This is a genomic window from Paenibacillus sp. FSL R5-0766 (genome assembly GCF_037971845.1).
Classification (GTDB): Bacteria; Bacillota; Bacilli; order Paenibacillales; family Paenibacillaceae; genus Paenibacillus.
Genome location: NZ_CP150227.1, coordinates 3,496,524 through 3,522,864 on the forward strand (window position 1 = coordinate 3,496,524; position 26,341 = coordinate 3,522,864).

The window sequence follows — 26,341 nt, forward strand, 5'->3', positions numbered from 1 at the left end:
AACTGAAAGTCGCTAAATTTAGCGACTTTTTTTGATTTTGTTTTATTGGTACGTCAAAGTAAATCAAAATGACAGATTGTAATATGAAGTGCGACACCCGCTGGAAATAAATAAAAAATGGCCCATGGCCGGATTCGTGTAGAATGAAGTCACCACAACAACCATTCACACAAGGAGAATCCACCATGAGCTACAGACATCTTAGCATAATCGAGCGCAGCAAGCTAGAAATCCTCCATCGGCAAGGTCAAAGTTCAAGAGGCATCGCAAAAGAATTAGGAAGACATCCTTCGACGATTTGTCGTGAATTGAATCGTGCTACTTCATCGCAAGCCTATCAGGCAGAACAGGCTCAGAGCGCGTATGAGGAGCGTCGTAAGGCTTCTGTCTCACCTGGTAAATGGTCCGAAGTCTTAGCTATTTCCTTGGAGGAAAAACTGCAGGCAACGTGGTCTCCGGAACAGATCACGGAACGTTTCCGCATCCAAGGCCTGCCGTCGGTCTCCTTTAAAACCATCTATCGTTGGCTCTATGCCGGACGTCTAGTTCGAGGCGTGTTACAGGTCCTTCGACACAAAGGGAAGCGTCAGAAACCCACAGAAACTCGCGGTAAATTCGCTATCGGCAGATCCATTTCGGATCGCCCCAATGAGGTTCGTTCCCGAGAAACGTTTGGGCACTGGGAACTGGATACCGTCGTATCAGGTCGTGGGAAAAGTAAAGGATGCGTAGCCACGCTCATTGAACGCAAAACCCGGCTGTATACCGCCATTCTCATGCCGGATCGTACCGCTTTGTCCATGGAAATTGCGCTTGGTGTAGCCATCTCCCAGTACCCTAAAGGCACCTTCCTTACAGCCACGGCTGACAGAGGCAAGGAATTTGCTTGCTATGCAAACCTGGAAGACACACATGGCTTTCACGTCTATTTTGCTGACCCGTATTCTTCCTGGCAACGCGGTTCCAACGAAAATGGGAATGGACTACTGCGGGAGTTTCATCCCAAGGGCACCGACTTCGCTCAAGTAGAGGATGAAGATCTCGGCCACTCACTGGATCTGATTAACCACAGACCCCGAAAATGCTTGGGCTGGAGAACCGCTCACGAATCTTTCACAGAGGAACTGTCGCACTTGGTTTGACAATCTGTCAAATATAAACGTTCACTTATTAATTTATGTTGAAATTATGGAAGGATTTAACGTATATTTAGATCTGATCTTTATGTTATAGACAGAGGTGATTAATTGAGCACATCAAAAAAGCGCGTTCAAGTCATTGATGGACTGCGCGGATTCAGTCTGGCCGGCATTGTGCTGGCGAATATGCTGGCTTTCCAATATGGAATCTATGGCCAGAGCAAACCCCAACTGTTCGGGATCGGTGGAGCAGATCAGGCTTTCCTCTCCTTCCTGCTGATCACTGTGGTGGGCAGTTTTATGCCGATTTTTGCATTTATGTTTGGCTTTGGAATGGTTAAGCTCTCGGAAAGCCTAAAATCACGAGATTTACGACCAAAGTGTCATCTGGCACGCCGTTTTCTACTACTGTTTGGAATCGGATTATTGCACATCATCTATCTGTGGGAAGGGGATATCCTGACTTTTTATGGCGTACTCGGTTTCTTCCTGCTCATGTTCCTTAATCGGAAGCCTATAACGCTGCTCATTTGGGCGGTACTGCTACTCATGGGAGCGGGGATACTTGGTCTCCCGGCATCTAATCCGATGAACCCGCTGGCGATTGAGTCCATTCATATGGAGAACTACATCATTCAAAGTCAGGATGTATACGGTAGCGGCACATACGCGGAAATAAGGAATTTCAGTAATAACGGCGATCCATACGGCGGGGATTTGGAGCTGTCATACGCCCTGATAGCCCTGATGTTAGCGCCACTCATGACAGTGCCGATGTTCCTGCTCGGCATGCACGCTGCCAGAACCGGCACGTTTAGCGATCCACAATCGATGCGGACTATGTATCTTCGCCGGGCATCGTTATTGATCCCAGTTGGTTTGATACTCAAAGCATACGGCGTATTGGCGCCACAATTGGGTGCGGAAGGTTGGCTCGGTATCGGTATCGGGGGGACGGTTGGAGGATCGTTGCTTGCGCTGGGATACATATACGCATTTGCGCTGTTGTATGCTGGAAACCGCCGTTCCAGCCTGATGGACAGGTTCGAGGCGGTCGGCCGTCTCTCGTTGACGAATTACCTGATGCAGAGCGTAATCTGTACGACAATTTTCTATGGATATGGCCTGGGACTGTTTGGAAGTGTTGGCGTGTTTATCGGAGCGATTATTGCACTTGCAGTCTACGGCATTCAATTGTGGCTCAGTCCGCTATATCTTAAGAAATTTAGCACTGGGCCTGTCGAGTACCTGCTACGGATTTGGACATATCTGTCCTGGAAAGGGCAGCCAAGAAAGAAGAAAAGATCGAACTTATCTTCGCATGAAAACGCGCCTGGTGTCCATTAAGCATAAAGTGTTATCGTGAAACGCAAAAAGAAGCTCGTTCTCCAAAAGAAAGGGCTTCTTTATGCCGTAACGATCATCTTCCTAATGTTTCCTGTTATAATTAGTAATTATTTATAGATTCAACATATCAACCCTAATACATAAGCTAACTATTATAGTGCGGGCAGTGGTAAGGTAATGCGAAATGAAAGATGAAGCATATACATTCAACTGTGTCCAATCAAGCTTGAAAGGATCATTATTGTGCTAAAAATAATTAACTTTCTTCTTTTCTTGCTGATCATTTGGGTAGTCATCTTTTATCCTTTTCGTTTTGCTTGGTTTGAAGGTTTGAAACAGATTCCTGCAGATCTTCATGGTGTTTATTTACTTTTCTTGTTCTTTGGGTATCTGATCTGCTCATCTGCTATGGGACTTATGGTTGGCAAGATGTTTTTTAAACGAAAAGAACAGTGAGTATGTGTAGGTAAGAAGTAGGGAGCTTGGAGAATGGACAAAGGTATTTTAATCAATCAATTCTTAGAACTTTTTCCTGAATTCCACGATTGTTATATAGAACATTTGGATTTATATCAAGAGTTTCTAGGACATGTGTTTTTTGGTGATGAAGTGGCTACTTATGTTGAAGGATTGCTTCGTGAAAATGATGATACAGAACAAATTGAGAAGTTTTTCAATTTTTTTGAATGGATGGCAACTCAAACGAGCCTTTATATTGTACAAGTGTTATCTACTACAATCTTGTATGATCTAGGCGGGCATACAGATATTTTCCAAAAAGCTCAATGTTATATGAAGTTACATACTAAAAGACTTTCTCAAGAAATAGAAGATTTACACTCAGGAAAATATTTTTCATAGAATACTCTGCCTTGACCCATGTATTCTTTTCGCGACCTCGTAATAAAATCGGAAGAAATCTTCCAAAACAGGAGGCGACATATGAATACCATTCTAAAAGTTATAGAAAAGCTAAATTTGAATGTCTTAAATATCGAAGATGTTCCAGAGTCATTTAGTTCTGATGTATACAAACTTACTCTTGTCAGTGGAGAAAACGTGTTTGTGAAAATCCCATTTAATAAGGATAAACTATTCCGTGAATTTCAGATGCTTGAACAATTAAAGGGTGTAATACCGGTTCCTAAGGTATTGGACATCTGGTACGGGGATGAAAGTGCTGCTGGAGCATTGCTCCTTTCAGCAATTAAAGGTATTCCTAGTACAGGAGAGATTGATGAGAATCTTTCTTTTCAGATTGGCGTGTATCATGCTATGCTCCATGAGGTTAATACTCCTGGGTATGGTTACCATGTAAGCGATGGTTTTAAGTTACTTGACCAAAATAATTGGAGATTACATATCAAAAGTAATTTTGAAAAGTGGAAAGAGCCATGTAAAGAAATTCTCGACTCTGAATTGTATAAGAGATGTATTCATCACTTTGATGGAGTTTTCTCTGCTTTACCGCATCCTGACGGACCATGCATTGTTCACATGGATTTTAGACCAGGTAATATATTGGTGAATGGTAGCGAGGTTGCTGGCATTATTGATTTCGAGAGTGCTCGTAGTGGTTCCTCGGAAATAGATTTTACAAAAGTTAATCGATATATTTGGAAAGCCAATCCGAGAACAAAGATACCGTTCATTAAAGGTTATCAATCGATTCGACCTATGTTGCCTCTGGAAAGAGTGCTGCCATTTTACGATTTTTACGATGCGTTCAGCGCAGTTGTTTGGTGTAAAAATAGAGGCATTGAAAAAAATCATACGTTCCTTCAAGAGAATATTCTTATTTTAAGGAATTCGGTGGAGTGTTGAGTATAGTTGTTTATATAGGCTAGGGCGTCAGCCCATATTCTACTATAGAATTGTATACGTTTTCACAATAGGGTAATAGAAGGGAGATTTGACTTAGTATGAATGAACAAAGTGCTAAAAATAAGGTGGCATGGGAACATCGGGCATATGAATTTTGGAACAAACGAGATGGATCACCTAAGGAAAAAGCACAACAAATATTAGCTAATCCCCTAGTACAGCTAAAAAAACATAAGCAGTATTTTGAACAGATTGCAGGAAAAAGGATTGCTAACCTTTGTGGTTCAAATGGAAGAAAAGCAGTCCCAATAGCGCTGTTAGGCGCAGATGTAACCGTATTTGATATATCTGAAGAAAATAAAAAATATGCTCTAGAACTGGCACATTCCGCCAATGTGTCTATACAATATGTTGTTACTGATATTTATGATATAGACTTAGAAAAGTATAGTGCTCATTTTGACATGTTATATTTGGAAGGAGGAATTTTACACTATTTCAATGACATTGAAAAATTCATGTCTCTACTGTTCTCATTACTAAAAGATGATGGTGTAATGATTTTGAGTGACTTTCATCCTTTAAGAAGATGTATCGTTTCCTCTAATTCTAAAATCGAATACCCAATCCAACAAAACTACTTTGACGAAGAATTACATAGTGGTGATGTAGCATATAAACATTATTTCTCTCAAGATGAACAACAAGACTTTCCAGATGTTTCGATTAGGCTGTATACCCTTAGCGAAATAATAAATTCTGTTATTACATCTGGCTTTAATATAAAGAAATTTGATGAGCATCGTGGTTGGGAAAATGAGAACATTCCATGGGAATTTACAATTGTCGCTAGTAAGTAAACTGAAAGTTTTATCCCTAATAAGAACCACTCCTTTGTCGGAGTGGATTCTTTTTAATCATACGGGATGAGTGAATTAGTAGACAGTTATATAACCCGAAAATAGTTCGATTACCGACAGGTAATCCATCTCCAATCGTTAGACTACCGCCGACATTAGATAATCGCCTTGCTTCACTTCCTGTTCAGTAGTTTTTAACACGTCCAAGTAGTTGGCGGAGTTGGTAACGATGACTGAGGTGGCAGTGATGTAACCCGCTGTCCGGATTTGTTCCGCGTCAAACTCTACAAGCAGTTGCCCGCAAGAAACCCGATCGCCCTCTTTAACTTTTTTCTCAAAAAATTGTCCTTTTAGCTTTACCGTATTCACTCCAATATGGATAAGAAGCTCCATGCCACTGTCCGTGGTCAGACCGAGCGCATGACCGGTAGGGAATACGGTGGTTACGACACCATTGATTGGCGATACCAAAATTCCATCAGTGGGTTCAATGACAAGCCCCTGTCCCATGGCACCTGAAGAGAAGGCGGGATCAGGCAAAACTTCAAGTAGCTGAACACTGCCTTTCAGCGGACTCACAATGATTTCCTTGTTTAACCGAGATTCACTTGGCTCAATCGCTTGTTTTTCCTGTCCAGAAGTTTCAATCTGCTGCTCCTCAACAGTAGCCTTAAGATCCTTGAATCCAAGCAGCAACGTGAGTAGAAAAGCCAGGACAAAAGATACGGAAACACCGATCACAACCGAGGCGAACCCCGTTGTTACGTAAGTAGGAAAAGCGAGCAGGCTGGGAAGTGAGTAAGCGACTGCCCGACCACCCCCGACTCCGATAATTGCGCCCCCGATCGCTGCGGAAATACATGCGTAAATGAACGGTTTTTTCAATCGTAAAGTAACCCCGTAAATGCCTGGTTCCGTAATTCCGAAAATCGCAGTAATCGTAGCAGATCCGGAAAGGGTTTTAAGCTGTGAATTGCGGGTTTTCAGCATAACGGCGAGCAAAGCACCGGCTTGAGCCAGCACGGCTGCGGTCAACATGGGCCGCATTAGGTCATAGCCTAGTGTCGCCAGATTATTGAGAGTAATTGGAAGGAAAGCCCAGTGAAGTCCGAAGATAACAATGACCTGCCAGAAACCACCGGTGACCGCTCCTGCCAACATTGGGCTGAATTGCATGAGTGAGGTAAAACCGCTAGCTAACCCCTGACTAACACTGTTGCCGATCGGTCCAAAAGCAAGAATGGTAAGCGGGACGACAATTAGAAGCGACAGCATCGGCACAAGAATATTGCGGATAGACTGGTGAATAATCGAGTTGAACCATTTTTCTATATGAGATTGAACCCACACCGCCAGAAGGATTGGAAACACGGTGGAAGTGTACATCACAAGCACAATGGGGATGCCTAAGAAATCATAAGTTTGACCGCTATTAAACGCAGCGGAAATGGTCGGAAAGACCAGGGCTCCTGCAATAGCCAAGGATACGTTCATATTAGCTTTGAATTTCCTTGCGGCAGTAACTGCCAAAAATATGGGCAAAAAGGTGAATACACTGCTTGATGCCGCGTTTAAAATTAGATAAGTTCCTGAGGTGTCATCTAGCCAGCCGAACGCCACAGACAAAACAACCAGACCTTTGAGCAATCCAGCTCCAGCTAGCGCACTGAGCAGCGGGGAAAAAACACTGGAAATAAGATCTACGGTTTTTCCGAATATTCCTGTTTTTTCTGCATTCTCTTTAGTATCCGTTTTGCTGCCGCCATCTTGAAGGTTGGTGTGCTCCATGATTCCTTCATAAACTTTGGACACGTTATTGCCGATGACGACTTGAAATTGACCGCCGCTTTTCACAACGGTGATGACTCCAGCTGTATTTTTCAACGCCTGTTCATTCGCTTTTGTATGATCTTTCAGGGTGAATCTAAGCCTGGTTGCACAGTGATATACATCATTCACATTAGATTCACCGCCAACAAGTTCAATAACACGTATGGACAGTTCTTTGTCTTTATTACTCATAGCATATTGCCTCCTTCATGATGGGTAATTGATCTCAGGTTGTGAGCTGTTCGTTCCTGATGTGCCGGCTTACATCGTTTCACTTCCAAAAAGCAGCAAAACCTGAACTCGTGGCAAAATAAAAAGAAAAATCATTTTGCCATCAGTCCAGGTTTTGCCTGCTTTACCAGTCACAATCCTTTATCCTAATGTGTTGTATATGAAGTTTTAGCTTGAAAGAAATAGGGCTATAAAATGCTTCGTTCAGTAAGCCGCTGGATATGAATGGTTAAGTAAACGAATTCATCTTTGTTTAAGGACTGTACATACGTTTTTTCTAAGTACTCGTTGATCTTGCAAGTGCAGGAAAAGGCTCTGACATAAGTCTTTTTCACCTGCTGATATAAAAAATCTTCGCCGCTTTGGTGAATCTCGTGGCGCAATAAGCGCATGGCGAAATATTGAAGGTGTGTTAAAAAACGCGAATAATTTAAGCTCGATTCATCAAGAACAGTGCCGTAATGGTACGTGACGATTTTCAAAATTTCGTTGACAATTTCAGTCATCTTTATCGTCAATTTCATTTCAGTGCCGTCAAGTCGGGCATTGACTACATGTAAGGCGATAAACCCAGCCTCATCTTCCCCGAGCGAAACTCCAATCATGTCGCTGATTAACTGGAGAGCATCCAATCCGATACTGAATTCCGTTTTATAGAAACGTTTAATTTCGAACAGCATGGCATTTTTAATCACCATACCTTTGTTCTTACGTTGGATGGCAAAACTAATATGGTCGGTTAAGGACAGATAAATATTGTCGCTGAGTTCAGTACCAAGGACATGGTTGGCGTGTTTTACGATTTCGTTCACAACTTCGAAATGAACGGCGGGTAATTCATGAATCAGTTCAGCCATTTTTACAGCAAATGCATGCTCGGCTAAATGGAAGATTTTATCGATCTTGTGTTCATCGACCTCATCACCTGCACTTTTTTGAAAGGAGATGCCTTTACCCATAACGATGACTTCCTTCCCCTTTGTATTGCGGGTCAGCAGAAGGTTATTGTTTAATACTTTTTCAATAATCATGTGCATCGGCTCCTTGTTTTCTGCAATATGCATAAAAAAAACCTAAGATAGTTCAAACGCCGCCAATTGGTTAACGGCATTCAAACTTTCTTAGGTATTGCCCGAATCAACGGTCACAATCCTTATTTGAGGTAACTATAGCACAAGTGATAAAGCGGTTTCAAGTTACAAATTAATACCATTTAATTCCATTAAAAAAGTTCTTGACATGTAATGCATTACACAAGATAGAGTCCAAATTGAGAACACAATAGAACAAGGAGGACTTCAAAATGAAAAAGGGATTAAAAATTGTGACGATTGGCGGCGGATCGAGTTACACCCCAGAATTGATCGAAGGTTTTATCAAACGGCATCATGAACTTCCAATACGTGAATTGTGGCTTGTGGATATCGAAGCAGGAAGAGAGAAACTTGAAATTGTAGGAGCCATGGCTAAACGGATGGTAAAAGCGGCGGGAATCGATTGTGATATTCACTTGACGCTTAATCGAAGAGAAGCGTTGGCCGATGCCGATTTTGTCACCACCCAATTCCGGGTCGGTCTTTTGGAAGCTCGCATTAAGGACGAAACGATTCCGATTAGCCATGGGATGATTGGTCAGGAAACCAACGGAGCAGGTGGGATGTTCAAAGCATTCCGTACCATTCCGGTCGTTCTTGGAATTGTTGAGGACATGAAGGAACTTTGCCCAGATGCTTGGTTAATTAATTTCACGAACCCTGCGGGAATGGTAACGGAAGCTGTGCTCCAATATGGTAAATGGGAGAAGGTCATTGGTTTGTGCAATGTTCCGATTATTTCCTCCAAGAATGAAGCAGCTGTTCTGGAAAAAAATGAAGAGGAACTGTTCTTCAAATTCGCCGGTATTAATCACCTTCACTGGCACAAAATTTATGACCGAGATGGTAAAGAGCTTACTAAACAGGCCATCGAAAAGCTCTACGGTCCTGATGCCGAGCCAGAAAAAATGGTGGAAAATATAAAAAGCATGCGTTTCTTGTATGAGCAAATTCTCCAACTGGGTATGCTGCCTTGTCCTTATCACAGGTACTATTACATGACCGACAGCATGCTTGAAGAGGAAGTAGAAGCGGTCAATGGCGAAGGAACTCGCGGGCAGGTTGTGAAACGCCTGGAGGAAAGTTTGTTTGAACTTTATAAAGATCCTAACCTGAATTACAAGCCTAAGGAATTGGAAAAACGCGGAGGGGCTTATTACAGCGACGCAGCTTGTGAAGTTATTAATTCCGTATATAACAACAAGGGAACGCATATGGTAGTCAACACACAGAATCGCGGGGCCATAAGCGACCTGCCGTATAACAGTGCCATCGAAGTTACAAGTATCATTACAGCCCATGGTGCAGAGCCTGTTCACTTTGGCGCATTCCCGTCCGCACAAAAAGGGCTATTGCAGGTCATGAAGGCAATGGAGGAACTGACGATCGAAGCAGCGGTCACAGGAGATTATGCAACCGCTCTACAAGCATTCACACTTAATCCGCTCGTTACCAGCGGTGACATTGCTAAGGTAGTTTTAGATGAAATGTTGGAAGCGCATAAAGAACATCTTCCGCAATTTCACAATTAATTTATTTAGAGATTGAAGCCATTCAGGCCTGTCCCTCATATAGGGACAGGCCTGAATGTTGTTCGTTCATGAAGTTTAACGGGATGTTGTTTTATGTAGATTTTCGTTCAATCAGTCTAAACTGAAGAGGATGAAGATTGGATGCTGAATTTTCCAGCATACTCATAATAATATTAAAAGCATTCTCCGCTTGTTTATCCACGGGGTAATGGATGGTTGTCAGGTCGAGCAGGTGAGCGCTGTCTGTATTATCAAATCCCATGATACCCACATCATCAGGAACCGAAAATCCCGAGCGTTGAATCTCCGTTAAAATACCTGCTGCTACCTCATCAGTCGAACAGGAAATGGCATCTGGCTTGTCCGTTTGTTCTATCCACCATCGCGCTATTTCTTCGCCATCATGAATGGTGACTTTATTATGAAATTGCGGAAAGCCGGTGTCCTTCAACCCATGCTTCTGCACAAAATCCTCATAAGCTCTTATTCGCTCCAAGGTATTCTGTCCTTTGGACGAATATACGTTCAAAATTCTACGATAACCTCTGGTATACAGATATTCGAGACCCAGCGTATAACCTTGATATTGGTCCATAAATACGGATGGTATGGTGTCGCTGGTAAGACGCTGCCATGTTACAATTGGCCCATATTTCGTGTAGGATTCGATGATATCCCACTCAATTGTCCGAACCAGACAAAGAAGGGCATCCACCTGTTTACTGCGTAACATCTCAAGCGCTACAAGCTCCTTATCACGATCTCCGTCTGTCATAAAAAGCATAATGTTGAATCCGTATTTTTGGGATATCATGTGGAATGAACGGACAAGTGACATCAAAAGGGGATTGTAAGTAACACCCATAACACCGATGACTTTTGTCGCTCCATTTTTTAAGGACTTTGCATTCGAATTAGGGACATAATCCAATTGCTCAATGATGTTCAAGACTTTTTCTCTTGTTAAATCGCTTACATAAGGATGTCGATTAATTACCCTTGAAACGGTTGCTGTAGAAACGCCTGCAAGGCGTGCAATCTCTTGAATATTTGCCATCTGATCCACCTCATCATAAGGATAGCACGATTTTAATTGTTTACAAGGTAGAGGCCATCATCTCGATTTGTGACCAGGTAATCCTCTGGACATATATCCTTTGTCTTAAGACATGGGAAAAATAGGTTCTTGAATTTCTTTCCCGATGTACAGCCGAATCCGAGATTGTGATAGGCTGTATCTACAAAAGTATTACACATTCTAAATGGAAGGGGATGATTTACCTGGATCAGGAACTTGCGACCACGATTGCTATCGAATTTAAGAACAATCAGAAGGTGTTGAGTGCGATCGGAGACGAGACCCGGCAAGCCATCCTCATTGCCTTGATTCAAGGGCCGCAAAAACCCGGCATGCGCGTAGGAGAGATCAGGATGAAGACTCACCTTTCCCGACCGACCGTATCACATCATCTGAAAATATTGAAAGAATCACAGATAATAAGTGTTCGTAAAGAAGGAACTCTCAACTATTACAGCCTTGACTCTGGTAGCAAGTTGAAATTGTTGAAAAACCTGGTGAACGAGATAGAAAAGTTGCTAGCACAATGCGAAGAACAAGCATCGGAACAACAAATAGGAAACACGGGGAGGGGGAGTTGCGAATGAATCAGACAGTCGCAGCGGCAAACGGAGTGGACATTCCTCAACTCGGGTTCGGCCTATATAAGATCAAAAACGGGGAGACCTTCGAGAGGACTGTCCAGGAGGCTATTCGAATGGGTTATCGCCATTTCGATACGGCCAAAATTTACGGTAATGAAGCGGTGTTAGGTCGGGTCATCCAAAACAGCGGCATTCCCAGGGAGGAGTTCTTCGTTACCTCCAAGGTATGGACGACAGACCTGGGGTACCGTGCGACGAAAAAGGCGTTTGAGCAGACTTGCCAGAAGCTGAACGTAACATATCTCGATATGTATTTGATTCATTTTGCTGGTCCTCAATACGTGAATGCCTGGAAGGCGATGGAAGAGTTATACGACGCAGGTAAAATCAAAGTTATAGGTGTAGCCAATTTCGAGATCCGGCATCTGGAGCATTTGAAGAAACATTCCCGGATTTCGCCGATGGTAAATCAGATCGAGACCCATCCGGAATTCCCGCAAAACGAATTGCACGATTATATGGTTCGGCATCGGATTCTGCATGAGGCTTGGGGACCGTTGGGGCAGGGAAACAAAGCGCTGCTGGAGCATCCGGAGCTGGCGGCAATTGCCCTTTGCCATCAGAAGTCGGTTGCGCAAGTCATTTTGCGCTGGCATCTGCAACGCGGAATTATTGTCATCCCCAAATCATCGAATCCTCAAAGGATAAAAGAGAATAACAATATATTCGACTTTGAGTTAAATGAGAAGGAAATGGAACAAATACGACGGTTGGACAAGGGTAAGAGATATTCCGTAAGTCCGAATGGCTACATGGTCAACCCGTTTTATATCAATTTGATGAAGTTATTTATTCGTTCTCATTGATGGATCATATTTCTGCGGTACTGGTAGGGCGTAACTCCATATTCCACTTTGAACAACTGGATAAAATATTGATTTTTTCGGTAACCAACCATCTGCGCTATATCGGCTACACGGAGTTCCGAATCTTGAAGCAGTTGAGAAGCCTTCTCCAACCTCTTCCTGGAAATGTAGTTTGACACATTTTCTCCTGTCTCCTGTTTAAACAGTTTGGAAAAGTAGACGGGATGGAGATGTGCAACTTTCCCCAGTTCATCCAGGCTAAGGCCATGTGACAGATGGTCTTCGATATACGTTTGTACTTTGTCAACGATGGTTTGAATGGACATCTGTTTGTTGTTTCTGATCCGACTGACACGATCCATGAGAGTTGAGGATAGTTCATCAGGATGCCGTAACAGGTTGAATATCCAATCCACAGTTTCAGAGTCATCCCGATCCTTGTCCGTCAGATATACATATAGAATGGTCTCCATGAGAAAGATTATTTTTTGCTTATGGAGGTGGATTTGATCATATTTTTTAATGATATTTCCGGCAGACTCCCAATCACCGCATGACGGAGAATGGTTGAATATGCTGCTGAAGTCGGCTGAGTGTACTTCCTCATTAAGAAAGAATCGGTAGAACATCTGTCGGGTCACGTTTCGATCGGTCAATGAAAAGGGAGGAGACGCGACTGATTGCTCCAGTTTGATGGTCAGTTCCCCAGCAGTTTCTTCCGGAACAAGACCGAACAGTCCCGTTCCCGCATTCCAAACGAGACGATCCAATTTGTCTCCGACAGCATGTTTTATAACATCCTCATGTTCCTGTGTGAAACCCTCTAGCTTGAAGCAGCACATACGGCGTTCCCCTAAAAATTCAGTATAAGCATCATATTCCTTCCTTAATGTCTCGTTATGACCAAGAAGTGAAAGTAGATACCCCAATCCATTGAAGTTCTCCCATGCGACAGATTGAGCGGGCCGTGTCTTTGTAATATTATTTATGGCTTTGGACATGGCTTTCTCCACATCATCTTTGTCGACAGGTTTGAGTAAATAGTCGAGCGCACCTAAACGAATTCCTTGTTGCGCGTATTCGAACTCAGAGTAGCCGGAAAGGATGATCACTTTGGTTGGCAAGTTATGTTGGTGGATATGTTGAAGCAGATCAATACCCGACACCTCAGGCATTCGGATGTCAGTGATTAGAATATCGATATGGTTTTGAGTCAACATCTCTCGGGCTTCAATCGAATTGGTCATCGTCTCGATCTGATCAATGCCAAAGGTGTTCCAATCGAGCAAGTGCTTCATATATTCAACGACATAATGTCCGTCATCCACAATTAATAATCGCATTAGTTATCTCCTTTCACCTCGGGAATGCTGATGAGCAGCAGGACGGACAAGCCGCCCCAATAATTGGTAGTAAAATGTAACCCGCTACGTTCACCGTACGTATTTTTCAGACGTTGATTTACATTCCAGAGCCCTACGCCTTTAATTCCTTCAGGCGGGGTATCACTCTCAAGCCGAGCCTCCAGGCTACGAATATCATCCAGTGAAAGACCTTTGCCGTCATCGGAGACCTTAATCGTTATTGCAGCCTCCGTCTGTTTTACATCAATCGAGACCCGATGGGCACCTTGTTGTCCTTCAATGCCATGTTGAATCGCATTTTCAACCACTGGCTGGATGATCAGCGGCATCAGGGGAAGGGAGGACAGTTCTGGAGGCAGATCAATGCTATACTCCATTTTTTTGCTAAGAGCCATAATAATCAGGAAATGTTCCGCAAACTGAAGCTCGCTTTCCAGCGTGACTTCATGCCGGTCCAACTTGGTTAAATAACGATAATATTCAGCTAGATGTTTGCTCATGCGCATGACAGAATCAGGTGAAAACTGAGCCACCGACATGATGAAAAACAAACTGTTGTACAAAAAATGAGGATTGATCTGAGCTTGGAGTTGTTGAAGTTCCGCACTTCGTCTTAGTTCCGTTTCGGTTTTCAAGGATATAAACAGATCCTGGATCTCGGTAACCATATGATTAAAACTTCTGAACAGGCTGTAAAACTCTCTATCCGTATTTTCGGTAATACGAGTATTATGATTGCCTTGTTCTACCTGTGAAAACTTCCGCTCCAACAAACGAATATTACGGTAATAGTTCCGGTAAAACGTAAAGATCACAACCAGACCAAGCGTGAAAATGGCTAAAATGCTGGCAAAAAAAACTTTGCGGTTGCGGTCAATTGGTTGCAGAAAATCATTCGTCTGTGTATATGTAATCAGGTAGGCGTCGATTGATTCAATATATCGGGAAAGAACATAATAGTCGTCTGAATTAGTGTGATAATCATATTTCAAAGTGATCTCCGGCTGTGGAGAGAGTATTTCGGTAACCGCTTTCAATAGATCATTGTCGACTTCTTTCTCACTCCATAACTGATGGGAATTAAACCAAAAAAAAGCGTTTGAGCTGTCGTTGTTCACAGCCTTTTTCAGCAGATTTTTCAAATAATCGGTATTCAGCTTTACACCAACGACGTACTGAGTCGGTTCATTTTGTCCGGATTTTTGGATGTAAGGGTAGAGGGCAAAATAATACAAGCTATTGCCGACGATCTGCCATCCCCGTTGATGAACATCCTTGAACGGAAGTCTCGCCTCCGGCGTACTGTTAGTGGACAGAAACGTTTCTTCAGACTTCCAGTAAATGCCGATCGATTCAATCGATCGACTGGAGAGGAGCGTTTGCCGCAAGCGATCAACAATATCGTTTTTCTTCATTTGGGAATCGTAATTGCTCAGCTCGATAACATGCCTCTGATAAAATCGGACATCACTGTCAGCTGCATATTGAACTCCGTACATGTTAGCCTCGTATATAATCCCGTCCAGAATGCCTTTCACATAATCAAGCTGGTTTTTGGAAGCGCCAATCAGATTTTCTTCAAGTGTCTTGGAGCTTAATCGGTTCATCACGAAAAACAAACTTAACGTCAGCAGCAGAAAAAAAACAAAGAAATAGATGAATCGCTTCATATACATTTTTCTGATCATATGTGTTTCCTTTCATATCGTCAAACGCAGAAGTTTAAAATCCAGATCGGATTAACTTTAATATAAGCCAAACCTTCGAAAAGCGGAAGGGCAGCATCTGCTATAAATGAAAGCGTTTTAAAATTGATTCAGGATGAGGTGATGATCTTGAAATTTTGGCATTTTGGAGTGTAAGCGCTTTTGTTAAGCTTAACTGCAAGGATCGCTTTCGAAGAACCATCATAGAGGAGGTATGCAACATTAACGAGATTGTGCCCGTCAGATCCGCTAAAAAAACAAAAACAAAGCTTTCCCAGCGGACTTCATTCAAAAAGGAAATCAAGAAAAGCTGGCCTTTGTATGTACTGTGTATTCCCGCATTTGTGTTTGTTTGCATCTTTTCTTATGGCCCGATGGTAGGTTTGCTCATGGCATTTCAGGACTACAAACCATGGCTGGGCATCACAGGTTCACGGTGGATCGGGTTAGATAATTTCGAACGAATTTTCCAGTACAAAGAAGCCACACAAGCGATCGTTAATACGTTAATTATCGCCGTTTCTAAAATTATCGTTGGTATTATCGTTCCAATCGTCATGGCTATTCTGCTGAGCGAGATCCGAAATATGGGCATTAAGAAAAGTGTTCAGACACTGGTGTATCTGCCGCATTTCTTGTCCTGGGTAACGGTCGCGGGGTTGATGATCGACATTCTCGGATTAGACGGAGGAATCAATCACATCTTGACCCAGATTTTTGGGAACGATCCCATTTACTTCTTGGGAGATCCTGATCTGTTTCGATTTACGGTTGTGATCAGCGATGTGTGGAAGAGCTTTGGCTTTGGCATGATTGTTTATCTGGCGACCATTGCGGGAATTAATCCTTCCTATTACGAAGCGGCCGAGATTGATGGTGCCACACGTCGGCAGCAAATTCGATACGTCACCTTGCCTAGCATGTTGCCTATGATTATCGTCATTTCTACGCTGAGTCTGGGCAATATTCTGGACGCGGGCTTTGATCAGGTCTTCAATCTGTACAATCCGCTTGTCTACAGTACGGGAGATATCATTGACACCTATGTCTACCGTTCATCCTTGTTAAACGGGCAATACGGGTTCGGGACAGCAGTAGGATTGTTCAAATCGGGGATTAGCTTGATCTTGATCGTTGTCTCTTACAGGCTGGCCTATAAGTATGCCAATTACAAAATATTCTAACAAGGAGGGAGAGGGTTCATGTACCATAAGACGACAGGTTATAGAGTATTCTCCTATTTTAATTACGCGTTTATGATACTGGCGGGGCTGGCGTGTTTCCTACCACTGCTTCATCTATTGGCGCAATCGCTCAGCAGCAAAGCGGCCATTAGCGGTAATATGGTTTCATTTTGGCCGGTGGGGTTCAATGTGGACGCCTATGTAAAAACGTTCAACAATTCTAATTTCAACGGTGCCATGCTGACATCCATCACTCGAACCGTATTGGGTACAACCATCAGTATGTTTATTCTTACCTGTGCAGGATATGCCCTGTCCAAGGAATTCAGGGGACGCAACGTGCTCATGTGGTTTTTTATCTTTACCATGCTCTTCTCGGGGGGATTGATACCTTCTTATATATTGATCACAGCCCTTGGTTTAAAGGACACAATTTGGGCTCTTGTGCTACCGGGAGCTTTCGGTGCTTATAATTTGATTCTTCTCGTCAATTTTTTCAAAACGATTCCCAAAGCCTTGGAAGAAGCAGCATTTATTGATGGAGCGTCCTTTTTCGTAATTCTCAGCAAAATATATTTACCATTATCTCTGCCCGGCATAGCGACCGTATCCTTGTTCATTATGGTGGGGCACTGGAATTCCTGGTTTGACGGGATATTGTACATGTCGGATGCAAGTAAGTATCCGTTAGCTTCGTTTTTACAGACGGTCGTCGTGCAGAGCAATATGCAGAATATGGCAATGAGCCAGTCTGAGGTGGCAGCCATGTCTGAACAGAGCATCAAAGCAGCGCAAATTTTTGTCAGCACGCTACCGATCATTTTGGTCTATCCTTTTTTACAACGATATTTCGTAAAGGGAATTGTACTAGGAGCCGTCAAAGAATAGTTAGGATGACGAAAAACAAATTGAGTATGAGTGAAGGGGGCATGTTTCCATGAAGAAAAGAACTGATTTATGGAAAATGGTAAGTATGGTTATGCTGTCGGCTGTTCTTGTGGCTGGCTGTAGCAAAGGGGAGAGTGCTTCCGAGACCGCACCGGCATCGGTGCTTAAGGACGGAAAATATGATCCACCGTTTACGATCACCATCGCCAAACAACAGGATGAAAATGCTGGAAAGTACATCAACGGTGAGACGTTGAATGACAATGTATTGACCCGCTGGGGCGAACAAAACCTGGGTATCAAAATCCAAACCACCCTGCTGGGAGGTGATGCTTCACAATATAATACCAAGCTGAGGCTGGCACTGACAGGTTCCGAGAAGCTGCCAGACGTTCTGCCCGTCTATGATACCATGCTGGTCAATGATCTGATCGAGTCGGGGCAGGTCAAGGAGATTACGGAAGACATCTCAACCTACATGCCTGACCGGATAAAAGAAATATACAAACAATACCCGACCACCTTCAATCCAGTGGTTAGGGAGGGCAAGGTCTACGGGATGGCGATTGCGCCGAATTTAACGGAAGGCGAAGTCATGTTGATCCGCCAGGACTGGTTGGACAGATTGAATTTGGAAGCGCCAACAACGATTGATGAGTTTGAACAAGTCATCGCGGCGTTCACTAATGAGGACCCGGATGGGAACGGCAAGAAAGACACATACGGCTTTACTTTTTCAGGTAAAGATTCCTACAATACGGGCTGGGTCAGCGATCCGGTCATGATATTCAGCGCATACACGGGCAAACATCTTCCAAGACAATGGCATAACGACAACGGCAAACTCACCTATGGATCTGTGGCTCCTGGCAACAAAGAAGCACTTGCCAAGTTACGTGATTGGTATGCAAAAGGGTACTTGAACAAAGAACTGGCCACCCAAGGGGCCTGGGATGCACTGTCTGATTTTACGGAGGGGAAAGCTGGTATCATCATTGGTCGTCCTTGGCTGTACGACAGTGTGAAGGACGTAGAGAAAAATGTGGATGGTGCAAAAATTAGTGCTTATCCGACCATTCAAGGTGTGAACGGTGATAAGACCTACCAATCCGCCCAGTTGAACGATGGTGTGTTCATGTTTAACAAGGATTTTCAGAACATGGAAGCCTTCTTCCTGTACTACGATAAAATGTACGACGCAGCGTTCAGCACGGGAGAGTTCAAATACGGCTACGCTCAAGGATACGATTACGATATCGTTAACGATGAAGTCACTTTTGATCCAACGAAATTCAATACACCATTAGAGGCTGTACAAGGCGTTGGAAAAATGGCATTTACCAAAAATACACCGAGTGTTGATGGTCCCGGCCAATCCTACTACGATCTGGCGAATGGAGTTAAAGCCGACACGGGCGTCCTCATTCAGAGTGCTTCAAAAGATCAAACGACGCAGGACGGATATCGTATTTCGTATGAAAACAGAGATGTTTTATTACCAAATGAGTTTAACGGTCCACCAACGCCAACGATGCAAAATGTGTGGGAACAGTTGACCACTATGGAACAGGAGACGTTCACCAAAATCATATATGGCAATGAGCCGCTTGAAGCATTTGATACCTTTGTGAAACAGTGGCATGAAAAAGGCGGAGACACCGTGATCGAAGAAGTTAACGAATGGTACAACCAAGCCAGTGAGACGGATGTAATGACACTGATGAATTTGAAATAAAGTCAAGTTTCACCTGGATCAGCCTTCCTACAACAGGAAGGTTGGTCTTCTAAAAAAGGAGATGATGAGACATGATCAAAGGTAAATCGTGGATGGCTATCGTCATTGGATTGATGTTGTTAACACTTCAATTAACGTCCTCAGCTCAGACCGTTCACGCTGCCGCTGGCGAAGAGACCCATATTGCTGCAACACTGTTTGTATTGAAGAACGAATCCGAAGTATCCAATGCCAAAATTCATTGGGCACCTGTAACGGGAGCCACAGCATACGAGTTGTACAGATCCGAGAACAATGCGCCATATACTTTATTACAGACCTTAACCGGTATAACGACGGACGATTATGACCTCAACATAGGTAGCACGTACAAATACCAAGTGAAAGCATATGGGGGAACTTCCTTCATTGCCTCCGCTGTCTCACCAGAATATACCCCTTACACTCTTCCAGAAAACCTCACAACTTTTGATAATACAACGCAATCAACGCTCATGCTTCCGAATGAACTAAAAGTGGGGGATACCTACTACAGATTCAATTTCGTACAAAAATCATCAGGCGGTTTTGGTGAAATGATTCAACAGACTTCAACGGATGATATCACTTACGGTAACGACAAAGTGGTTCTTTCCTACACGGATCATCCCGATCTGGCGAATTCTAAATTTGAGGGGATTAATATCCTATACCATGCGCCCACGAACAAATTCGTTTTTTGGGCTCACTATGAAAACAGTACAGACTACACACTTGCCAGGGTATCTGTAGCTTCGGCTACGCCTGGAGAAAACTTTACATTTCACAAAAGCTTTCGACCGGAAGGAAACGAGTCCAGAGATATCTCCATTTTCAAAGATGACGATGATTCGGCGTATCTGATCTCTACGGCCAATAATAATTCGGACACGATTTTGTATAAATTGACCTCCGATTGGCTGGATGTGGATCATCAAGTTTCAGTTATTTACCAAAATCAACACAGGGAACTGCCCAAAATGATCAAAAAAGATGGCATTTATTATTTGTTCTCTTCCCAAGCAGCAGGATGGTATCCGAGCATACCCTTGTATTCTTCAGCAACAAGCATAGACGGCGATTGGTCTGAATTACGGACGATTGGCAACACGTCAACCTTCTCGGCGCAGTCGGGTTCCGTCATGCGGGTGAAGCCAGATACGGGCAACAACGTGGTTATGGTTGCATATCGCTGGATGTTCGGCTGGGCAGGTTCGCAAAATGGAACAACGGAGGAACGATTGCTTCCCGTTTGGTTCTCCGATGGTTACGCATTTTATGATTATTTTGATCAAGTCCTGTACAACACAAGTGATGATGTTGTCGTTCCCGTTCAGAATGGAAAACTGCTGTCGCAAGGTAAACCTGCAACAGCGCAAACGGCTACCGGAACGTACCCGGCAAGTTATGCTAATGATGGTAACTATCAAACCGAATGGATCGGCACAGGCAGTTCCTGGCCACATTGGTGGAAGGTAGACCTCGGCTCCGTTCAACAATTGAGTAATGTGCAAATCTCCTGGTGGATGCAAAAAGGCTCCGAAGGTTTTTACAAATACAAAATCGAGACCAGTACGGATAATGTGAACTGGACCGTGGCATTGGATCGAACCAATAATACATCTTACGGTTTCACATCAGATACGCTATCGAGTAATGCTGCCAGATATGTACGAATTAATATGCAAAATGCGGCACTTCATAACAACCCCAACAATTGGTACACACCAAGACTATGGGAGGTGAAGATATTTGGAACAAGTGCAGAATAATAAACTAATCAATGGTACCATCTGGAAGGATCTCAGTGGTCAACCGATTCATGCCCATGGTGGACATATGTTATTCCATGACGATTATTATTACTGGTATGGTGAAGATCGGAGAGACGATATTTATGTTAGTTGTTACCGTTCCAAGGATCTATTCAACTGGGAGTTTCGGAACCATATCCTGATGACCTCTACGCCAGCTGCACCCATTCGAGTTCGGACGAATCTGAGATTAATGAATGACAAAGGCGGAAAGGTAAATCTCGAACGACCTAAAGTGCTGTTCAACGCGGTGACAAAAAAGTTCGTACTCTGGGTCCACTATGAGAATGGTGACAATTACAATGATGCCGCGTGCGCCATAGCCACCTCTGATTTTCCAGATAGCCATTTCGTTTATCATGGCAGCTTTAATCCGTATGGTTATATGTCGCGTGACTGCACACTCTTTCAGGATGATGACGGTACGGCATATTTTATTTCAGCTGCCCGAGACAATGCGGATCTTCACATCTATCGCCTTCAAGAAGATTACCTTAATGTCGAAAGTCTTGTTGGGAAGTTGTGGCAGGGGGAATATCGAGAGGCGCCAGCCGTCTTTAAACGAAAAGGGAAGTACTATATGATAAGCTCCTTTTGCACGGGTTGGGAACCCAATCAAGGAAAGTACGCGATGGCTGATACGATGGATGGACCATGGGGGATGCTCAGCGATTTTGGCGATGAAACGACGTACCGAACGCAACCAGCATTTGTGCTGAAGCGATCAGAAGAGGAGTACCTATACTTTTCAGATCGCTGGAACGGATCGGATTATTTTCAGTCCAGCTATGTGGTACTGCCCATTGAGTTCAGTGGGGACATTCCGATTCTGAATCATTATTCCACGTTGTCTTTGAGAGAGGATGCACTTCTGATTCATTTTGATCGATAAATGGGCTGATGAGAAAAGACTTTGATCCTACAGAAAATGCAGGTTCAAAGTCTTTTTGAGTGAATTTTATAATTGCACATCCAGCGAATAGTGATCGCGAAGTACTGATAAATGATGGAGCTCATGTCCAGCCATAACAAATGCAATCGATCGAGCTGAAGCAGGATTCTCACTGACGATCCCTCTACAGAGCCAAGCTTCCGGCGTGAGGCGACGAAGCATAAGAATGGTTGAGCGGCGTGTGACGGCATATTCTTCGCTCAAATCGGCGAGGGTATACGTATTAAAAGGGTGGGTCTGCATAAGCACGTCCTGATCGTAGCCGGGATGATTCGCTTTGTCACCTCTGGCAATGCGAAGCAATCGGCTGCTCATGATGCGTTCGTTATCCAAAAGGTGGCCGATGACCTCCTTCACGCTCCATTTGCCTTCGGCGTACCGATAATTTGCTTGCTCCTCTGTCAATGAAGAGAGCAAAGTTGGTATGATGTTGGCTTGCAGCTCTAAGCGTTCGATGATGTTCCCTTCAGGAACAAGCTGGATGTACCCTTCATAATAAGCTGCATATTCCTCTGTAGTTGGTCTTTCAACCATGGTAATACCTCCTTTGGGATTCGTAGATCTGGAATATATTGTAGCATAAATCTTACTTCCAGCATTAAAATTGGCCCTTCCGCTTGATAGGTGGAAGGGCCGTTTCATGTGATTTGAACAGTTTATAGCGTTTGGGTGTACCACTTCTAATCCGTTCGTCGTATCCCCTTAGTTTGAACAAACTTCTCCAAAACCACAAAATCCTCCGTCACTTTTTTGAACGGCAACGTGTCCAGCACCTGTGCCCGGTAACTCTTTTTAGCCGCTTCGCTGAGACGGGAGTCAAGTATGCTGAGTATGCCAAGGTCGGTTTCACTACGAATCAAGCGTCCCGTTCCTTGCCGCAACCGAAGAAGCATGTCCGGTACAAACACCTCCATGAACGGATTCTCCGTTACAGATGACTTATATTCATACACAGGATCCGATGGAACAGGGAAGGGCAGTCGGAAAATAATGACCTGTGACAGGTCAGACCCCTCGATATTCACGCCTTCCCAGAATACACCGGTACCCAGCAGTACACCTTTGCTTTTCCTGAATTCGGCGATGACACTGTCCTGTGATGACCCCTCTTTCTGAACATGGACTGCCCATGTGTATTCATTAGCCCTTGAGATCAACTTTTTGTGAATGTACTTCATGTCCTCTTTTGCTGAAAAAAGGATGATTGTTCTTCCCTGAGTTAGATTACAGAGTTGAACCACTTCGTTGTAAGCTGCTTTAAGATAGTTTTCGCGCTGATCGTGGTGGTAATAGGGAACTTTGTTCGAAATATACATCATGGCATGGTTGGTGTAGTCAAAAGGGGAGGGTTGGCGCTCTAAGAAATCTCCCTTATAACCGAGGGAGTCCGTCATATAAGAATATTGTTCCTCCAGCGTATCCCCGCCTTGGCACAGCGTTGCTGATGTTAGGACTACAGGTACCTTGCCATTAAATAAAGCGTATTTCAGAAATTGACTTATATCTTTGGGACAGATGCTGATTGTGGTTACTCCAAGGGGACTGCTTGCCCATCTGAGATAGTTGTCCTCTATTTCAGCCAAGACATGGATGAGCGTAATGAGCCCATTCATGGCTTCAAAAGCGTCATCTATCTCCCGCTCGTGGCGTGAGGTCAAAATGGAAAGGCGTAGACTGAGATCTTTTAATTCGTTCGAGACCTGGTTCAACGGTATTCCTTTGATCTCTGACACTTTAATTCGGTCGTTATCCTGCTTGGCATGGTGGAGCAAATCCGCGTTTACCTGTTTGAAGATGCGCTCAGCGCAGTTTTTGATGAACTTGGATTGTGAGAAGAGACTTTTATCCCCGGACTGCTTCGTGAGAAGCTGCACCGTGGTATCCAGAATGCGGCAGATTCCCCGATATGTGAACTCGAGTGTTCTGGCATCCCGAACTTTTGTTTCCAGATTATGCGCTTCATCAATGACGATCAGAGCAGGCTGTTCTGAGATGATGCTCTTGGTTCCTTCTTTTTTCTTCATCAAATCCCGTATGAGCAAGTCCTGGTTCACGATAATAAAATCAATCTCGTGAGCTTTTGCATTCAATTTCGCTCTCATATCGTAAAACAAACATGCATTTTTGTGATGACAACGTTCAAATTTGCAATCATTCACGGAAACGTGGGACCATTCGGCATCACTAACTCCAGCTTTAATATCGGCTCTTTCATCAATTTCATAATCTAATATGCGCTGTGCGAGGGTAGATACGGAGGAGTTTGCATCATCAAGACTGATCCATTCCGCTGCTCTACTTCGGCAGGCATACTGCCCCATGCCTTTTCCCACCACGGAGCGAACCGTTGAGAATCCCAACCGACTACCAATAATCCTTAAATCTTTATGTATCTGTTCCGAGAGCTGAATGGAGGATGTCGCTATAATGACTGGTTTCTGAGACATTTGATTCGTGAGCAGACTTGGGATCAGGTACGCAAAAGACTTACCGATTCCGACACCAGCTTCAATCATGGCATTATGTCCATGGATATAAGCATCGGCGATATCGAGAGACATTTCTTGCTGTCCGATCCGCTCTCTAAGGCCAATTCGGGGGAACCGGTCATATATTCGGAAGATGGCGTTAACCAAAGAACGTTCGATTTCCTTGTCCGGTTCCTGCTTATTTATTTTATAAAGTTCATTTAACCAATTCATAACGATCGCCTCTCTTCCGAATGATGATCTTCTTGTACTCACTTTGGAGACGATTTACGTCACAATACAGTTGTAACGGCATTTTTCAATCTGGATACGCCTTCCTGTAATTGTTCATCTGACAAATGTGCAAAAGACAAATAGATACCATACTTCGTACCAACAGACGTTGAACTGCTGACTTCTGAGTATACCACACCTTGTGACCTAGCCGATTCCCGAAAGGCCTCATAAGTGGTCACATTACCTCGCCACCAGCCAAACACGTGTAGACCCGCTTCATTCTCCACCCAATCAAACCATGTAGAGAGTTGCTTGTTCAAATGTTTGAGTAACAGATGGAATTTGCGACTGTATAATCGATTCATTCTGCGCAGATGACGCTCATATTGACCACTTGTCATGAATGCAGCTAATGCCCGTTGTTCGATCAGGTTAACGGGTCTTGGCTCGTATAATGCCTGTGCCTTTCTAAAAGTATCAGCCAAGGTAGGGGGAAGAACCACATAACCAAGTCGTACTTCTAAAGGCAAGGTTTTGGTAAAGCTACCCAGGTAGATTACGCGTCCTGCTTTATCGAGCGTTTTCAGTGGTTCAACATGCATTCCACGATATCGGAATTCACTATCATAATCATCTTCAACAATCATGGCATCATTTCGCTGTGCCCAGTCCAGCAAGGTTTGTCTGCGTTCCAGACTGAGCATTTCACCAGTAGGAAATTGTCGTGACGGCGTGACAAACAACATACGTGCTTCCCAGTCCTGGGGCACAACGCCCTGACCATCGAGATTAGCTTCAATCAACTTTGCACCCGCAGCCAATATGGCTTTAGAAATCCCGACATAACAAGGACTCTCTGTCACGACATAATCCCCAGGATCTGCAAGTAATTGAGTGAGTAGAGCTATAGCTTGCATGGAGCCTGCAGTTACTGCAATATGATCCGGATCAACTTGAATGCCCCGCATCCTCCGCAGATAGGCAGCAATGGCTTCTCTCAATTTTGGATCCCCGGTTGAACTAACCATAGCAGAGGTTGCTTTCAGGTGAAGCTCACGCTGCCTTATCTCTGCATACAATCGATTATTCCATTCATCGTAAGGAAACTTGGAGAAGTCAGGTTGATATTTGCTAAAGTCGATCACTTCGTCGCTATTCATTCTGGAATCATGTGTATGAGCATTGGCTGGTGTATTTCTTTGAATCGACTGCTGTTCAAACTGCTGAATACGGTTCCCCCAGGCAGATAAGTGATGCGTACAAGCTTTCTCGGTGGAAGCATCATTGCTTAAGTCCAACTGATATGCAACAAAGGTTCCTCTTCCATGCTCTGAATGAATGTAACCTTGTGCAGTCAACGTATCATAGACCTGATTCACGGTTCCTCTGGAAATGTGATACGTTGCAGCTAACTCTCGAGTAGAGGGTAACTTCTCGCCATGTATAAGAATACCTTCATGAATTGCATCACGAATGGCATGATAGAGAGCCTTCATCTTCGTATATTTTCGGTTCAAATATGAACTGTAAGCTACATGAAATTGCATAGGACCTCCAGAGTTATCATTAAAGTGGTACAATAAAAATCAA

21 protein-coding genes are annotated in these 26,341 nt (G+C 43.7%); 13 read left to right on the forward strand and 8 right to left on the reverse strand.

The window, feature by feature from the left end; translation table 11 throughout:
- The first annotated feature begins 185 nt into the window (after positions 1–185).
- The 5 genes from MKY66_RS15195 (at position 186) to MKY66_RS15215 (ending at position 5,170) form a co-directional block, all read left to right on the forward strand.
- A complete protein-coding gene (locus MKY66_RS15195; protein WP_076210700.1) occupies positions 186–1,142 on the forward strand; it encodes an IS30 family transposase in 957 nt (318 codons plus the stop codon).
- A gap of 105 nt (positions 1,143–1,247) precedes the next feature.
- Positions 1,248–2,486 carry a DUF418 domain-containing protein gene (locus MKY66_RS15200; protein ID WP_076210698.1) on the forward strand — a complete coding sequence of 413 codons (1,239 nt, stop codon included), beginning with the start codon at positions 1,248–1,250 and terminating at the stop codon, positions 2,484–2,486.
- A gap of 489 nt (positions 2,487–2,975) precedes the next feature.
- Entirely contained in the window at positions 2,976–3,347 is a 372-nt protein-coding gene (locus MKY66_RS15205) for a hypothetical protein (protein WP_076210695.1), read from the forward strand.
- An 81-nt stretch (positions 3,348–3,428) separates the two neighbouring features.
- Positions 3,429–4,310 carry an aminoglycoside phosphotransferase family protein gene (locus tag MKY66_RS15210; protein ID WP_076210693.1) on the forward strand — a complete coding sequence of 294 codons (882 nt, stop codon included), beginning with the start codon at positions 3,429–3,431 and terminating at the stop codon, positions 4,308–4,310.
- Positions 4,311–4,408: 98 nt separating this feature from the next.
- Positions 4,409–5,170 carry a methyltransferase domain-containing protein gene (locus MKY66_RS15215; RefSeq protein ID WP_076210692.1) on the forward strand — a complete coding sequence of 254 codons (762 nt, stop codon included), beginning with the start codon at positions 4,409–4,411 and terminating at the stop codon, positions 5,168–5,170.
- Positions 5,171–5,308: 138 nt separating this feature from the next.
- Here MKY66_RS15215 and MKY66_RS15220 read toward each other — a convergent pair whose 3' ends face one another.
- Positions 5,309–7,192, reverse strand: coding sequence for a beta-glucoside-specific PTS transporter subunit IIABC (locus MKY66_RS15220; RefSeq protein ID WP_076210690.1), 1,884 nt, complete (start codon positions 7,190–7,192; stop codon positions 5,309–5,311).
- Positions 7,193–7,419: 227 nt separating this feature from the next.
- Positions 7,420–8,262: a PRD domain-containing protein gene (locus MKY66_RS15225; protein ID WP_076210688.1), complete on the reverse strand. Its 843-nt coding sequence runs from the start codon at positions 8,260–8,262 to the stop codon at positions 7,420–7,422.
- Positions 8,263–8,534: 272 nt separating this feature from the next.
- Between MKY66_RS15225 and MKY66_RS15230 the strand changes: the two genes are divergently transcribed.
- Positions 8,535–9,857, forward strand: coding sequence for a 6-phospho-beta-glucosidase (locus tag MKY66_RS15230; protein WP_076210686.1), 1,323 nt, complete (start codon positions 8,535–8,537; stop codon positions 9,855–9,857).
- Positions 9,858–9,948: 91 nt separating this feature from the next.
- Here MKY66_RS15230 and MKY66_RS15235 read toward each other — a convergent pair whose 3' ends face one another.
- Positions 9,949–10,914, reverse strand: a complete 966-nt coding sequence (locus MKY66_RS15235; protein WP_076210684.1) for a LacI family DNA-binding transcriptional regulator — start codon at positions 10,912–10,914, stop codon at positions 9,949–9,951.
- A 215-nt stretch (positions 10,915–11,129) separates the two neighbouring features.
- Here MKY66_RS15235 and MKY66_RS15240 point away from each other — a divergent pair, with 215 nt between their 5' ends.
- Together MKY66_RS15240 and MKY66_RS15245 are read left to right on the forward strand one after the other, a co-directional pair.
- Positions 11,130–11,522, forward strand: a complete 393-nt coding sequence (locus MKY66_RS15240; protein ID WP_076210682.1) for a metalloregulator ArsR/SmtB family transcription factor — start codon at positions 11,130–11,132, stop codon at positions 11,520–11,522.
- The gene (locus MKY66_RS15245) at positions 11,519–12,385 is read left to right on the forward strand and encodes an aldo/keto reductase (protein ID WP_076210680.1); all 867 of its coding nucleotides are present in this window, start codon (positions 11,519–11,521) and stop codon (positions 12,383–12,385) included. Before MKY66_RS15240 ends, MKY66_RS15245 begins: the two co-directional genes overlap by 4 nt.
- Here MKY66_RS15245 and MKY66_RS15250 read toward each other — a convergent pair.
- Positions 12,379–13,728, reverse strand: a complete 1,350-nt coding sequence (locus MKY66_RS15250) for a response regulator (RefSeq protein ID WP_076210677.1) — start codon at positions 13,726–13,728, stop codon at positions 12,379–12,381. The two genes, MKY66_RS15245 and MKY66_RS15250, sit on opposite strands and share 7 nt — an antisense overlap.
- Positions 13,728–15,437 carry a histidine kinase gene (locus tag MKY66_RS15255; protein ID WP_076210675.1) on the reverse strand — a complete coding sequence of 570 codons (1,710 nt, stop codon included), beginning with the start codon at positions 15,435–15,437 and terminating at the stop codon, positions 13,728–13,730. The genes MKY66_RS15250 and MKY66_RS15255 overlap by 1 nt, the downstream gene beginning before the upstream one ends.
- 317 nt (positions 15,438–15,754) lie before the next feature.
- Between MKY66_RS15255 and MKY66_RS15260 the strand changes: the two genes are divergently transcribed.
- The 5 genes from MKY66_RS15260 (at position 15,755) to MKY66_RS15280 (ending at position 21,986) form a co-directional block, all read left to right on the forward strand.
- On the forward strand, positions 15,755–16,639 hold the full coding sequence (locus MKY66_RS15260) for an ABC transporter permease subunit (protein ID WP_026081071.1): 885 nt from the start codon (positions 15,755–15,757) through the stop codon (positions 16,637–16,639).
- Positions 16,640–16,657: 18 nt separating this feature from the next.
- Positions 16,658–17,527: a carbohydrate ABC transporter permease gene (locus MKY66_RS15265; RefSeq protein WP_017688372.1), complete on the forward strand. Its 870-nt coding sequence runs from the start codon at positions 16,658–16,660 to the stop codon at positions 17,525–17,527.
- A gap of 49 nt (positions 17,528–17,576) precedes the next feature.
- Positions 17,577–19,262 carry a hypothetical protein gene (locus tag MKY66_RS15270; protein WP_076210673.1) on the forward strand — a complete coding sequence of 562 codons (1,686 nt, stop codon included), beginning with the start codon at positions 17,577–17,579 and terminating at the stop codon, positions 19,260–19,262.
- Positions 19,263–19,333: 71 nt separating this feature from the next.
- Positions 19,334–21,052 carry a discoidin domain-containing protein gene (locus tag MKY66_RS15275; protein ID WP_076210671.1) on the forward strand — a complete coding sequence of 573 codons (1,719 nt, stop codon included), beginning with the start codon at positions 19,334–19,336 and terminating at the stop codon, positions 21,050–21,052.
- Positions 21,042–21,986: a family 43 glycosylhydrolase gene (locus MKY66_RS15280; protein ID WP_256704218.1), complete on the forward strand. Its 945-nt coding sequence runs from the start codon at positions 21,042–21,044 to the stop codon at positions 21,984–21,986. The genes MKY66_RS15275 and MKY66_RS15280 overlap by 11 nt, the downstream gene beginning before the upstream one ends.
- 66 nt (positions 21,987–22,052) lie before the next feature.
- On the opposite strand, the gene MKY66_RS15285 is transcribed toward MKY66_RS15280, so the two are convergent.
- The 3 genes from MKY66_RS15285 to MKY66_RS15295 form a co-directional block, all read right to left on the reverse strand.
- Complete coding sequence (locus MKY66_RS15285) at positions 22,053–22,580, reverse strand: DinB family protein (RefSeq protein ID WP_076210667.1); 528 nt, start codon at positions 22,578–22,580, stop codon at positions 22,053–22,055.
- Between the two features lie 146 nt (positions 22,581–22,726).
- Positions 22,727–24,748, reverse strand: a complete 2,022-nt coding sequence (locus MKY66_RS15290; RefSeq protein ID WP_076210665.1) for an ATP-dependent DNA helicase — start codon at positions 24,746–24,748, stop codon at positions 22,727–22,729.
- A gap of 59 nt (positions 24,749–24,807) precedes the next feature.
- Complete coding sequence (locus tag MKY66_RS15295; protein WP_076210664.1) at positions 24,808–26,298, reverse strand: PLP-dependent aminotransferase family protein; 1,491 nt, start codon at positions 26,296–26,298, stop codon at positions 24,808–24,810.
- Positions 26,299–26,341: the final 43 nt, after the last annotated feature.

Bases quoted from the DNA above. Each gene is read 5' to 3' on its own strand.
- MKY66_RS15195 (WP_076210700.1), top strand. From the start codon at position 186: ATGAGCTACAGACATCTTAGCATAATCGAGCGCAGCAAGCTAGAAATC.
- MKY66_RS15205 (WP_076210695.1), top strand. From the start codon at position 2,976: ATGGACAAAGGTATTTTAATCAATCAATTCTTAGAACTTTTTCCTGAA.
- MKY66_RS15210 (WP_076210693.1), top strand. From the start codon at position 3,429: ATGAATACCATTCTAAAAGTTATAGAAAAGCTAAATTTGAATGTCTTA.
- MKY66_RS15215 (WP_076210692.1), top strand. From the start codon at position 4,409: ATGAATGAACAAAGTGCTAAAAATAAGGTGGCATGGGAACATCGGGCA.
- MKY66_RS15220 (WP_076210690.1), bottom strand. From the start codon at position 7,192: ATGAGTAATAAAGACAAAGAACTGTCCATACGTGTTATTGAACTTGTT.
- MKY66_RS15225 (WP_076210688.1), bottom strand. From the start codon at position 8,262: ATGATTATTGAAAAAGTATTAAACAATAACCTTCTGCTGACCCGCAAT.
- MKY66_RS15230 (WP_076210686.1), top strand. From the start codon at position 8,535: ATGAAAAAGGGATTAAAAATTGTGACGATTGGCGGCGGATCGAGTTAC.
- MKY66_RS15235 (WP_076210684.1), bottom strand. From the start codon at position 10,914: ATGGCAAATATTCAAGAGATTGCACGCCTTGCAGGCGTTTCTACAGCA.
- MKY66_RS15240 (WP_076210682.1), top strand. From the start codon at position 11,130: ATGATTTACCTGGATCAGGAACTTGCGACCACGATTGCTATCGAATTT.
- MKY66_RS15245 (WP_076210680.1), top strand. From the start codon at position 11,519: ATGAATCAGACAGTCGCAGCGGCAAACGGAGTGGACATTCCTCAACTC.
- MKY66_RS15250 (WP_076210677.1), bottom strand. From the start codon at position 13,728: ATGCGATTATTAATTGTGGATGACGGACATTATGTCGTTGAATATATG.
- MKY66_RS15255 (WP_076210675.1), bottom strand. From the start codon at position 15,437: ATGATCAGAAAAATGTATATGAAGCGATTCATCTATTTCTTTGTTTTT.
- MKY66_RS15265 (WP_017688372.1), top strand. From the start codon at position 16,658: ATGTACCATAAGACGACAGGTTATAGAGTATTCTCCTATTTTAATTAC.
- MKY66_RS15270 (WP_076210673.1), top strand. From the start codon at position 17,577: ATGAAGAAAAGAACTGATTTATGGAAAATGGTAAGTATGGTTATGCTG.
- MKY66_RS15275 (WP_076210671.1), top strand. From the start codon at position 19,334: ATGATCAAAGGTAAATCGTGGATGGCTATCGTCATTGGATTGATGTTG.
- MKY66_RS15285 (WP_076210667.1), bottom strand. From the start codon at position 22,580: ATGGTTGAAAGACCAACTACAGAGGAATATGCAGCTTATTATGAAGGG.
- MKY66_RS15290 (WP_076210665.1), bottom strand. From the start codon at position 24,748: ATGAATTGGTTAAATGAACTTTATAAAATAAATAAGCAGGAACCGGAC.
- MKY66_RS15295 (WP_076210664.1), bottom strand. From the start codon at position 26,298: ATGCAATTTCATGTAGCTTACAGTTCATATTTGAACCGAAAATATACG.